Raw genomic sequence first — 12,736 nt, 5'->3', positions numbered from 1 at the left:
AAACGCAGCAACGATGGCTGCGTTTTTACTTTGATGGAATAAATTAGTGAATCGCGTTCTTTTCTTCGATCTTTTTCTGATATTGGTGTTTTAATATATACATGCGCTTAACATCGCTATAGGCTCCGTTAATAAAGTATTCTTCTACTAAATGGCCTTCTTCAATAAAACCACATTTCTTATATAAATGAATAGCGACTTCATTATCCACTGCGACCAATAAGTATATTTTACGTAGATTAAGAATCGAGAAGGAGTAATCCAATGCACGATTAATCATCTCTGTCGCATAACCTCGTCCTTGATGTTCTGGGGCGATGATTATCTGAAACTCAGCGCTTCGGTGAATGTAGTTGATCTCAATAAGTTCGACCAATCCAATCACTATGCCGTCTTCATCTTCAACCACAAAGCGTCTTTCTGCGTCATCATGTATATGTTTTCGGTACAGTTCTTCGAGCTCATCATAAGATTCATAAGGCTCTTCGAACCAGTAGGCCATGATATTTCGGTTGTTATTTAGTTCGTGAATAAAGCGCAAATCAGAGCGTTCTAGTGCACGCATTTTTAGGCCTTTCTTCATCATTTATCTCCAATGAGGCGGAGTAAACCTCCGCAATTGATGCTAGAAAATCTTAACGTATTTAACAAGAATAGCGCATCTGTTTTTGGGAAATATTGTGGTTTTTTCAATATGGAAACTTAGAGTTCACGCCAAATAAAAATTAATCTTTACGATAAAAAATTCGATTAGGTGGTTTGCCTAATATCATATTAAATACCGCGCAACGACTTAGTGTCTTAATCTAAATAAACAAGGTATTCAATATGTTTTCAATCGGTGACGTAGTAGTGGCGACTAAAGGTATCGATCTTGGCGAAATGGTTGTTACAGGTTTAAGCAGTGGCGGTTTTTACACACACGTAAAAGCAGGCGAGAAAACGCTAACTTACCCAGCTAAAGATCTTAAGAAAGCATAATTAAATTTGCTCACTCTTATTTCTAAACTGGCTTAAAGTTCGTATTACTTATTTTAGGCGGGTTAGAATTTATAAAAGGTAGCGCAACAAGTCGCTACCTTTTTTATCACTCTCTTTTCTAGTTTTCTTCTGTTTTATGAACCTCAACACGGTTTCTACCGGTTTCTTTGGCTTTGTAAAGGGCTAAGTCGGCGCGTTTTACGAGTGGTTCAAACGAGTCATCCAAGCTACAGACTTGAGTTACACCAATACTAGCGGTAAAGCTCATATCACGACCTGAATGTTGAATCGTCGTAGTTTCTAGCGCATTGCGAATCGTTTCTAATGTGTTTAGGGCTTCTTGCGATGACCGGCTTCTTAGTACGATGGCAAACTCTTCACCGCCAACTCTGGCAAGTAAGTCACAGTCAAGTAGATGGCTTTGAATGGTGTTGACTGCATGGATCAGCGATTTATCGCCAGCGTCATGACCAAACCGATCATTAAGGCTCTTAAAGTTGTCTAAATCTAGAATAGCAACATGGAAGTCAATGCCTTGGGTGCGGTATTCATTCAGGCGGCTTTCGATTTGTCGCATGAATTCTCTGCGGTTTGGAATGCCAGTCAGGTCATCCGTTGTGGCAAGATGCTCCATTTTCATAATTTGTATATGAAGAGCAATGTTTAAAGCAATCCAGTTAGCAATGCACTGAAGCTGTGCCGCTTGTTCGTTTGTATAAGTGTGCGTTTGGTGATGTGCAACATTAAGCGTGCCCAAACAGACTTTACCGTGCATTAAAGGCGCATCCATACACGTCCCCATGCCATTGGATGCCAGCATCACACAATCGACCTCATCAGATTGAGTGACATCGTCACAGATCATCAGTTGTTGTTTTTTGAACACTCGGCCAACAAAAGCTCGGTGAATAGGTACCAAGAATTCAGCCGGAATCGCTTTATTACCAGAGAAAGAGTAGACCTTTAGATGATCATCATTTTCATAAAGCGTGATACTCGCGCGGTCAGAATTGAATATACGATTTATCCATTCTGCGACAGTATCGAGCACCTGCTGCAATGTTTCCGATTGAGCTAAAAAGTGAACAAACCCTATCGGCATACAGATCGGACTTTCCATGTTCTGCATCGATAAGTCATCAGGGTTAAAAGTTCTTTCAAGTCTCAATAGACATCTCCTTGCGATGTTGCAAATACCAACAATAAGTTACACGAAGCTATTTTCAAGAAAAATGCGTTTCTACGTAAGATTATGGTTTATTTATCGCCATCTATGTGTGTTCAGTTGCTTAATGTGGGCGTTAACTCACGCCTAAATGAATAAATGTTATACCTATTTATAAGTAAGTCATTACTCAATAAGGGGTGTTTTTGAGGTAGAACCAAAGAATAAGAAGCCCTTCAGGGAAGAGAAGGGCAAAGAGGGTGAACTTAGGAAAGTAAATACGTAAGCAGTGAATTAATTATCTTTGTATTTCTGTAAAATCAACTGACTGATTTGCGCGATGAGCTGGTCTCTGGCTTGAAGTGATAGCTCGGTTTCTGTGACATAGATACTAATGTAAACAGGACGATGGTTTTCCTTCCATATGATTGCGTTAATACCGCGCGAACCGTGACCACCCGCACCAGAGCGGTCGGCGATAGACCAACCTGTTGGTAATACTGAACGCATTAACGAGTCTGAAACCTTGTTGTCCTGCATCCAGATTTTTAATTGCACGCGAGACTCGTAAGACAACGTTTCTCCTTCAATCAAGGTTCGCAGAGTGTTTACCATGGCGTTAGGTGTGGTTGTGTCGCGGTTGTCTCCCGGTGTCGCTTCGTTCAAACGTGGTTCTAATCTATCTAGGCGCGTCGCTTTATCACCAATAGTTCGCAGAAACATTGTCACGGCCTTAGGACCGCCGATTTCATTCAATACTAAGTTGGCAGCAGTATTATCACTCATCAACATCGCGGCTTCACAAGCGTGCTCTACGCGTGTGTTTTGGCCTGCGAGTTTGTCCATCACTGGAGACCACACAACGATGCTGCGCTCATCGACTTTCGCGGTCGCATTTTTACTTAGCTTACCGCTGTCCATATCACTTAGCATTGTGGCGCAAGCCAAGGTTTTGAATGTGCTCATGAGTGGGAAGCGCTCATCGCCGCGGTAATCCCAGCGCTCATCGGTTTGCGTATCCCAAACCGAGACTCCAATTCTGCTTGAGGTTTGTTGTTCGATGAGAGAAATGTCTTCATTCAGTTGGGATGCGTAACTTAGGGTTGAGCAAACCATTAGCCCAGCTAACAAAAATAACTTTTTCATGCGTCGTGTTCTTCATTTTGGTTTTGGTTCGCACTGTGGCGATGTTACGCAAACTATAACGAGCGAATACTCTAACCACTGTTAAATCCATGTCGATTTTTTGTAGGATTCTGCGCAATACCTCCAAGTTTGTTATTGGCCTTAAGTATATTGAGGGTTTACTCAACTTTACGAATATTGACGTTGCATTACGCTAGAAAAACTAAACTAGAGTTGTCGTCAATTTGAGAGTGATGTTCATGAAAACTGTACGAAATTTTTTATGGATGATAGTTGCCGCCGTGTCTGTGTTGTGGTGGATGAGTGAACCGCAACTGCTGTCCTCGACCCAATTCTTCCAATGGCGCTCCGCGCTTATTCAATATTCTGGTGTTTTGTCGTTAGCTTTGATGTCTATTGCGATGGTGCTGGCGCTGCGCTTACCTGTGATAGAGCAATGGGCTCATGGCATGGACAAGGCATATCGAGTACACAAGTGGTTAGGTATAGCAGGCGTCAGTTTGGGTGTGATCCATTGGCTTATGTATAAAGTGCCGAAGTGGCTCGTTGCTGCTGGTTGGTTGGAAAAACCAGTAAAACACACTGGAGCAGGGCCATCAGGCAATAACTTCGTTGGTTTGGAGTTATGGGTTAAAGAACTGCGTGATGTAGGCTTGGATTTAGGTGAGTGGGGCTTTTATTTGTTATTGGCATTGCTGGTAGTGTCACTCTGGACTGTTGTTAAATACAAACCGTTTAAGTTATCCCATCGTTTAATGGCTGTGGTGTATTTGATGGTTGCCTTGCATTCGGTCTTATTGATAAAGCATGCATACTGGGGCGATCCCATTCATTTTATCGCTTTTGGTTTTGCATTGATGGGCTCTGCGGCTGCCGTTTATAGCTTGTTTGGCTTTGTCGGACGAGCGAATCGCTATCCCGCCAAAGTGGTGTCGACTCGCTACTTCCCTCAAGCGCGAGTGATGGAGCTGGTTTTGGCGCTAGGCATTAACGACCAAGGAAAACCTTGGCAAGGGCACAAAGCTGGGCAGTTTGCTTACGTTCGTTTTGGTAACGAAGATCCACATCCGTTTACGATTGTTTCAGGTGAGCACGATCCAGAGGTCCGTTTTTTGATCAAAGAGCTAGGCGATTTCACGACCAATTTGTACCAGCGCGTGAAAGCGGGTAATGAGGTTGTTGTTGAAGGGCCGTATGGACGTTTAGAGTTTGATGTCAACAAGCCGCAAGTTTGGATTGCTGGTGGTGTCGGGATAGCGTCGTTCTTTGCTATCTTATCTTCATTGAAAGCGTTAAAAAGACATCCGCCAGTGCATTTGTTTTATTGCACACGTGGCTTAGATAGTCATTTAGTGGATGAACTGTGGAATGCCGCGCGTCAGGCACAAGTGAAACTGAACGTGATAGATACTGCGGTTTCACCTCGACTTAATGTTGAACGAATTGCGAGGGAATGCGGCGACTTATCGCGTTATGAGTTTTATTTCTGTGGACCGGAGGTATTCTCTCGAACCCTGAAAAAAGAGTTAGAGGTATATCGTTTTGATATAGAACATCGCTATCATGAAGAGCTGTTTGTGATGCGATAGTCTAGTATTTGGGGCGAAATAAAAAGGAGCTGATATTAGCTCCTTTTTATTTATATTTAACGTCTATGAACCGTGTTAATGCGTTAATCCGGTCTTACTACAGTTCCACTTTTTTGACCATGCCGGCTTCTGCATGTCCGGGGATATTACACGCGAACTCTACATTTTTATCGCCATGGAAGTGCCACAGGAGTTGTTTCGCTTTGCCTGGTTCAACAGTGACAGCATTGCCGGAGTCATGCATGTGATCGCCAGACATGGTTTTCATCATTTCACGGTGTTTAAGTTGTTCTTCTGTTGAGCCAATGGTAAATTCGTGATTGATTTTGCCTGTATTCATTACCACAAATTGAACCACATCATCCGGTTCTATTGTCACGTCTTTTTTGAATGTAATTTTCATATCATCCGTTAAGAGTACATGAACGACTTTGTCTGGTTTTGCGCCATTTGCAGGCATACCAACCGCTGACATGCCCGGCATGCCGCTCATACCAGAATGATCCATTTTTCCATGATCCATCGGCATTTTATCCATGTTCATGGAACCGTGATCCATTTGACCATGCTCCATATTTTCGTGGTTCATGTTTGAGTTATCCATTTGAGCAAATACGCCACCCGATACCATGGTTAGAGCAAGAGTGATAAGAGTCTTTTTCATGTTGATTTCCTTTACTATCAATTAGCTATCGCGCCATTACTCTCTGAATAATGGCGCTCGTTGTTATTTATCTTGGTGTTGAGTTGATTTCACTTCACGCTGTTTCCACAGCTTGAAGATGGCAGGTAACACAAGCAGCGTTAACAGCAGGGCAGAAGCCATGCCACCAATCATCGGTGCAGCGATGCGTTGCATCACTTCAGAGCCTGTCCCCTCGCCGTACATGATTGGAATAAGACCAATGATTACCGTTAATACGGTCATCATGACAGGCCGCACACGCAAGCCAGCGCCTTCGCGAATTGCGTCTGTAAGATCCCGCGCTTGAAGTGGTCGTTGTTTCTCTTCTGCATCCAGTTTTCGGTGGTGCCATGCTTGGTTGAGATACACCAGCATGATGACGCCTATCTCCACCGCAACGCCGGCGAGGGCGATAAACCCAACCCCCACGGCAATAGAGAAGTTGTAGTTCAGATAATGCATCAGCCATAAGCCACCAACCATTGCTAAAGGCAGCGTCAGCATGATGATCAGCACCTCACCCACACGGCGGAAGCTGAAGTAAAGTAGCATCATGATGATCGCAATAGTGATTGGTACTACGACACTTAAGCGGTCTTTGGCGCGTTCCATGTATTCGTACTGACCTGACCAAGCCAGCGAATAACCCGCAGGTAATTCAAGTTGATCTGCTACTACTTGTTGTGCTTCCACGACGTATGAGCCCAGGTCACGACCTTCGATATCCACGAAAACCCAACCGTTTGGACGCGCGTTTTCGGTTTTGATCATCGGTGGGCCATCCTCATAACGAATATCTGCCACGTCTGCGAGTGCGATGCGTGCGCCGTTGGGGGTTACCAGTGGTAGGTTTTGCAGTTTAACAACCGAGTCACGGTAATCTTGCGGATAGCGGACGTTAATCGGGTAGCGTTCCAAGCCTTCAATGGTTTCTCCAACATTCATACCCCCAACAGCTGTTGAGATAACTTGCTGAACGTCTTTGATGCTCAATCCATATCTCGCAGCTGCGCGGCGTTTGATATCAATCGTCACGTAACGGCCACCCGCGACACGCTCCGCATATACAGATGAGGTGCCATGAACGCTATTAAGAATAGGTTCCAGCTGAGCACCAATTTTTTCGATCTCTTTCAGGTCTGGGCCTGCGATTTTGATCCCAATTGGCGTTTTAATGCCCGTCGCAAGCATGTCGATACGCGTTTTGATCGGCATTACCCATGCGTTGGTGAGCCCCGGGAACTGAATCAGTTCATCGAACTCTTTGCGTAACGACTCTGTCGTCACGCCTTCACGCCATTGATCGTGAGGTTTTAGCTGAATAACAGTTTCAATCATAGTGAGTGGCGCAGGGTCGGTAGCCGTTTCTGCACGGCCAATCTTGCCCCAAACCGTTTTGACTTCCGGTACGGTTTTGATCAGTTTGTTAGTTTGCTGAACTAGTTCACGTGCTTTACCAATCGAGATTCCCGGATACGTAGTCGGCATGTACATCAAGTCGCCTTCATCCAATGGTGGGATGAACTCGCTACCCAGTTGACTGGTTGGATAGTAAGCTGACGCCATTAGGCCTAAAGCGATAACGATCATACTCTTAGGATACTTGAGGCTGGTATTCAGCAACGGGCGATACAGCGCAATTAAGCCTCTATTTACTGGATTCTTATGCTCTGGTAATACGTTGCCACGGATGAAATAACCCATGAGCACAGGTACGAGGGTAATTGCCAAACCTGCCGCTGCGGCCATTGCATAAGTTTTAGTAAAGGCGAGAGGGGAGAACATCTTGCCCTCTTGACCTTCCAGTGCAAATACTGGCACAAAGCTTAACGTGATGATAAGTAGTGAGAAGAACAGGGGCGCGCCCACTTCTTCAGCGGCTTTGCCAATCACTTGCCAGCGGTTCTTATCCGTGAGAGGCGTTCGTTCAATATGCTTGTGGACGTTTTCTATCATTACGATGGCACCATCCACCATAGCACCGATGGCGATGGCAATCCCCCCGAGCGACATGATGTTGGCATTAATGCCTTGAGAATGCATGACGATAAACGCGGATAAAATACCGACGGGCAAGCTCAGAGCGATCACCAAAGACGAACGGATGTGAAATAGGAAGAGGGCACAAACAATCGCCACGACAATGAATTCTTCCGCCAATTTCTTCCACAAGTTTTCTACGGCAGCGTTAATCAGCGTGGAGCGATCGTAAGTAGGCACGATTTCTACACCATCCGGTAAGCTGCGCTGTAAATCTTCCAGTTTGTCTTTAACTTTGCTGATGACTTCACTCGCGTTTTCGCCGAATCGCATGACAATTACTCCACCAACCGCTTCACCTTCGCCGTTAAGCTCAGAGATGCCGCGACGCATTTGCGGACCTAAGTTGATGTCGGCAATGTCGCCCAGTAAGAGCGGTGTACCTTTCTCTGTCACTTTGAGCGGAAGTGATTCAATATCCTCAATACTCGTTAGGTAACCTGTAGTGCGAACCATGTGTTCCGCTTCTGCTACTTCAACAACAGAGGCGCCCGTTTCCTGATTGCCGTTTTGGATCGCCATGTTCACTTGTTGCAGTGTCAGGTTGTAAGCACGTAGCTTAGCTGGGTCAATCTGAACTTGATATTGCTTCACCATACCGCCAACGGTTGCGACTTCAGAGACGCCATCGACGGTTTGCAGCTCATATTTCAAGAACCAGTCTTGCATACTGCGTAGATCAGCAAGATCATGGTTGCCAGTTTTATCTTGCAGTACATAGCTGTAGACCCAGCCCACACCCGTTGCATCTGGTCCTAATGTCGGTTTTGCACTCGGTGGTAATTTAGGTGCTACTTGGCTTAGGTACTCTAAAACGCGCGAACGTGCCCAATACATGTCGGTATCATCGTTAAAAATGATATAAACATATGAGTCACCAAAGAATGAATAACCACGAACGGTTTCCGCTCCTGGTACGGCGAGCATGGCGGTGGTTAGCGGGTAAGTAACTTGATCTTCAACTACTTGAGGTGCTTGGCCTGGGTAGCTTGTTTTGATGATCACCTGAACATCAGAAAGATCCGGAATGGCGTCTACAGGTGTATTCTTTACACTGTAAAGTCCGGTTAAAACAAGCGCTAAGGTTGCGATCAAAACCATGAAACGGTTTTTGATCGACCAGCGGATTATTGCTCCAATCATAGTTAGCCCTCAACCGCTTCAAGTTGCTTCAATACGTAGTCAGCTCCTTGTTTTTCAACTAGAAATCGGACTTTCTGACCTTCTTTGAATCCGGATAGATCCACTTCATCACCCACAGAGAAGTTCATCTCTCCTGCCTCCCAGTTCCATTCTGCAACTGGTAGGTGGTTGAGAGTTATCATCCCAAAATCCGCCATCAACATGCTGATATCTCCGGTAATCCATACGTCAGTCACGACAACGCTGTCATCGGCTTTGTAGTCAACGACTTCATATTGACCGGACTCTGTTTTCTGAATTTCAAACTCGATAGCTTGGCCTTTTTGCAGAGTGCCCACATCAACGTCATCTGCGAGGGTAAAGTTCATGACCATACCCGGCCAATCCCACTCTGCTACGGGCTGATGATTAATGGTCAACATACGGTGATCTTTCATCACATCGGTGATTTCACCCTTAGCCCAAACTGTTTCTACTTTGGATTCAGTAGGTGATGAAATACGGGATAGATCAGCCGTTTGGCTCGATTCCGAATCCAACATAAAGTGCGCAGAGGTTACGATGCGATCATCTTGAGACAGACCTTGTAGCACCTCGATTTTGTCGTCGGCTTCACGCCCAACTTTGATGCGCGTTGAGCGGTATTTACCATCGCCTTCAGACAACACGACTCGGGTCATACCGCCGGATCGAATAACGGAAGACTTAGGAATCGTCATAACTGCGTTATCAGTGACTGGTTGAAGGGCAATGTTGGCAAACATATTAGGTTTAAGATCGCCATTCGGGTTAGGGAACTTGAGGCGTACACGCAAGGTACGAGTTTTAGGATCCAGAATAGGGTATACGTAGTCGACAACCCCTTTCCATTCATTGCCTGGAATAGCATCAAGCGTCATAGTGGCGCTACTTCCTGCTTTCATCCAGTGAGCTTGGCGCTCAAATACTTCGGCATCCACCCATACGTTTTCAAGTGGGCCCGCGCTGATTACCGCTTGAGCAGGGGATAGGTAACCACCTTCACGAACGTTCAAACTCGCGATGACGCCATCTTCCGGAGCTTTAATTTCAATAGTTTGCGATGCTTGCCCGCGTTGAGTGATGGCTTGGATTTGAGAACGATCAACACCCAGTGTCACCAAACGTTCTGTCGCGCCTTTCACCAGGCCATTACGCCCAGTTCGGTAGGCGTTCAGCAGCTCTTCTTGTGCTTTGACTAGCTCAGGCGAGTACAGCGTAAACAGCACATCGCCTTTTTTGACCTTTTCACCCACGGCATTAATGTAAAGCTTTTCAACCCAGCCGGCCACGCGAACGTTGGTTTGCCACAAATGACTTTCGTCAAACGCGATATAGCCGACAGTTTCAATCCGAGGTGAAAGTTGCTCTAAAGAGACTTGAGCAGTTTTTACACCTAAGTTGTTTTCAACTGATGGGTCAATTTTTACCGTGCCGGGTTTGTCTTGTTCACCCGCGAGATCTTCAGCGTACACTGGGATCAAGTCCATGCCCATTGGCGATTTGCCCGGTTTGTCGCGCTTATAATTTGGATCCATTGGAGCAACCCAATAGAGTGGCTCGTTTGAGCTGCTTGCAGCGTTAGCGCCTGAGCCACTCATGTCGTGGTTTGCACCAGATAGGTACTGATTAACGCCAAACCCTAGTGCCCCGCCAACAAGCAGAGCGATGGTTGCTATCTTGATTGAATTTGAACTCATTCCTAATTCCTTATTTTCCCCATGAGGCATGACAGCGATGTTGATTGTTTATTGGTGTGCATTCGCCATCGTCCCCAAACTTGGGTTCTCTCATGTTTTGTTTTAGTTCGCGCTTGCTTCAGTCGTGATGTTGGGTGCGGATACTTGATATTCGAAACCACCCAATAAAGCCGCTAAGTTGCTGTTTACGATGTTTAAATCGGTAATAAGACGTTGCTGTTCGAGCTTTAGCGCCAGCTCGTCTGTGCTTGCCATGATCACGTCGTTAAACTGTGCGGTGTTGTTTTGATAACCCCTTTCTACCGCGTGAATACGAGCTTGAACTTGGGGAAGTAAGGTGGATTGATAACGCTCTAAACGCTGACTCAAGTTGGCGCGATCAACCAGCAATGTGTTGACCTTCGCGTTCATCTGAGTCAGTAACGTATCTTTTTGTGAGCGAGCAGCCCCCACTTGATACTGAGCGGCGGCTAAGTTGCGGTCTTGGCGATTGCCAGTGAACAGGGGAATGTCCATTGTTAGATACGCGCTCACCAAATCCGATGCAGGTTCGCCTTTCATATTGTTGGCTTGACGATAGGCGTACATCACTTCCACACCGAATTGAGGCGTGTAAGCTTGCTCTGCAATGTCCACTTGAGTTTCATTGGCAGAAATACTTACGTCTGCCATTTTCACCATCGGGTGCTCACTCAACTGTTGGTAGTGCTTGGTCGTTTCGTTATTTGCAGACAACTTTTGGTTCAATGACGCCCAAGTCAGTGTGTTGCTGGCTTGAAGTGTTGAGCGTCCGTTTTGGGTATAGGTATTGAGCCAGTCAGAGCCCAACCATTCTGAGAGTTGCGAGACCAAACGGCGCTGCATTTGTGCGTTGGCTTGCAGCTTTTCATCCAACTTACTCACTTGAAGCTGTGCATTCAGTAAATCTTGCGCTTCGCTTTTGCCGATTGAGTAATTGGTTTGAATGAAGTTTTCCATTTCCGTCATGAGCCGACGGTTTTCTAGCAAAATTTGTTCTGCTTTCTGCTGATAGCCCAGCTCCAACCAAAGCTGAGTCATGCTGTTTGCCACTTCAAGCTCCCGTGCGTGAACTTGCAACGACAAACCATCGGCTTGTTGATTGGCTTTCTTTTGTTGAAGGTCGAGCGTCGAGCCTCGTTCGAACTGTTGCATCAAACCGACGGAGATATTGGTCATCGGATCCTCGTCAAATTTGAAGCTATCGACAGGCAAACCACCAAAACCGACTTTTAGTTTCGGGTCCATCAAGGTTGCGCTGGCTACGCCTGTTTCACGCATCGCTTCCGATTGAGCATAGAACTGCTTACGGTTGCCATCGTTACTCAACGCAACGCTAATGAGGTTTGCTAGCTCATTGGTTGACTGAGCTTGGATTGATTGAGCTTGCGCTTCTTGTTGTGCTTTCGTATTGGCTGGCGATTGTGCCACCACATTGAAAGCAGGTAGGGCAACCAGAGCCAGTGAGCATACTGGTGCCACTAAGCGATTTGGGTTGAATTCCATAATTTACATCCAAATTGATACCAAGCTCTTTTGCGTTTCGGGATCGATTGAACCGAGCGGGAGAGCGTTGGTATTTGCCAAACGGATGACGCACTTTTTTATCGCTAAATAGCAGGTAACAAATGGAGTTACGAGCGAATAGCTGAGGTGAGCACGCTATCAGTTGGGCGCAAAGAAACTGCCTGCAAAGCGATGCAGGGTCGAATGCTTTGTATGGATTAAACTATCGGAGGCCGATACAAATCATGGGTGACTTGTACCACTGGTGCGGTAATTTCTGAGGCAATGGATGCGCGACAAGCCAATGGGGAGAGCTGGTTGTCAGTGGCTGGTAATGGGACAAAAACGAATGAGCAAGATGCTGTACAGCAATTGTGGATCATACCGGAGCCATCAACACAGCTCATGGTCATCTCTGCAGAGTCGGAGCTCAACGATGAGGCCATCTCCATGCTCATACTCGGGGAGCCGCAGTGATCGTTCTCGCTTGCCATTTCCGTCATGTGAACAGACATCATGGCATCACTCGACATCATTTTTAGGCTCATTAAAGGCGCGCTGTTAACCACGCTAGATACCAGCAGTATCAGCGTTGTACATAACGTTAGCCAAATTGTATGCAATGATTTCAGACGCATACGGTTTCCAGTCAAAATGAGCTTATATATCGAGTAACCCTTAAATAATAAAGGTTACCCTAGGGGTAAAGTCAAGGATTATACCGAACCCACTTCCGAACCCACTT

General features: G+C 45.8%; 10 protein-coding genes. 2 read left to right on the top strand and 8 right to left on the bottom strand.

The features are described 5' to 3' along the window. Positions 1 to 43: 43 nt before the first annotated feature. Positions 44 to 583 carry a spermidine N1-acetyltransferase gene (gene speG, locus FR741_RS21350; RefSeq protein ID WP_041853120.1) on the bottom strand — a complete coding sequence of 180 codons (540 nt, stop codon included), beginning with the start codon at positions 581 to 583 and terminating at the stop codon, positions 44 to 46. Between the two features lie 245 nt (positions 584 to 828). On the opposite strand from speG, the gene FR741_RS21345 reads away from it, so the two are divergent. Next, positions 829 to 981, top strand: coding sequence for a hypothetical protein (locus FR741_RS21345; protein WP_005375418.1), 153 nt, complete (start codon positions 829 to 831; stop codon positions 979 to 981). Positions 982 to 1,099: 118 nt separating this feature from the next. Here the strand turns inward: FR741_RS21345 and FR741_RS21340 are convergent, their stop codons facing one another. Together FR741_RS21340 and FR741_RS21335 are read right to left on the bottom strand one after the other, a co-directional pair. Then, positions 1,100 to 2,149 carry a sensor domain-containing diguanylate cyclase gene (locus FR741_RS21340; RefSeq protein WP_048625291.1) on the bottom strand — a complete coding sequence of 350 codons (1,050 nt, stop codon included), beginning with the start codon at positions 2,147 to 2,149 and terminating at the stop codon, positions 1,100 to 1,102. Positions 2,150 to 2,440: 291 nt separating this feature from the next. Continuing rightward, positions 2,441 to 3,292: a carbenicillin-hydrolyzing class A beta-lactamase CARB-57 gene (locus FR741_RS21335; RefSeq protein ID WP_005391263.1), complete on the bottom strand. Its 852-nt coding sequence runs from the start codon at positions 3,290 to 3,292 to the stop codon at positions 2,441 to 2,443. Positions 3,293 to 3,531: 239 nt separating this feature from the next. On the opposite strand from FR741_RS21335, the gene FR741_RS21330 reads away from it, so the two are divergent. Beyond that, on the top strand, positions 3,532 to 4,881 hold the full coding sequence (locus tag FR741_RS21330; protein WP_167427658.1) for a ferredoxin reductase family protein: 1,350 nt from the start codon (positions 3,532 to 3,534) through the stop codon (positions 4,879 to 4,881). A 97-nt stretch (positions 4,882 to 4,978) separates the two neighbouring features. Here FR741_RS21330 and copI read toward each other — a convergent pair whose 3' ends face one another. The 5 genes from copI to FR741_RS21305 all read right to left on the bottom strand — a co-directional run bounded on the left by copI (position 4,979) and on the right by FR741_RS21305 (position 12,629). Continuing rightward, a complete protein-coding gene (copI, locus tag FR741_RS21325; RefSeq protein WP_167427657.1) occupies positions 4,979 to 5,545 on the bottom strand; it encodes a copper-resistant cuproprotein CopI in 567 nt (188 codons plus the stop codon). A gap of 63 nt (positions 5,546 to 5,608) precedes the next feature. After that, positions 5,609 to 8,749, bottom strand: a complete 3,141-nt coding sequence (locus FR741_RS21320) for an efflux RND transporter permease subunit (protein WP_006742108.1) — start codon at positions 8,747 to 8,749, stop codon at positions 5,609 to 5,611. 2 nt (positions 8,750 to 8,751) lie between these two features. Continuing rightward, positions 8,752 to 10,467 carry an efflux RND transporter periplasmic adaptor subunit gene (locus FR741_RS21315; protein ID WP_167427656.1) on the bottom strand — a complete coding sequence of 572 codons (1,716 nt, stop codon included), beginning with the start codon at positions 10,465 to 10,467 and terminating at the stop codon, positions 8,752 to 8,754. Between the two features lie 102 nt (positions 10,468 to 10,569). Next, positions 10,570 to 11,991 (bottom strand): TolC family protein, encoded by a 1,422-nt coding sequence (locus FR741_RS21310; RefSeq protein ID WP_053313547.1) that lies wholly within the window; start codon positions 11,989 to 11,991, stop codon positions 10,570 to 10,572. Positions 11,992 to 12,209: 218 nt separating this feature from the next. Further along, entirely contained in the window at positions 12,210 to 12,629 is a 420-nt protein-coding gene (locus FR741_RS21305) for a hypothetical protein (protein ID WP_164665794.1), read from the bottom strand. Between the last annotated feature and the right edge of the window lie 107 nt (positions 12,630 to 12,736).

It is taken from the genome of Vibrio diabolicus (genome assembly GCF_011801455.1).
GTDB classification, from domain to species: Bacteria; Pseudomonadota; Gammaproteobacteria; order Enterobacterales; family Vibrionaceae; genus Vibrio; species Vibrio diabolicus.
Note: the sequence above shows the minus strand (reverse complement) of the source record. Positions and strands in the feature narration are given on the sequence as shown.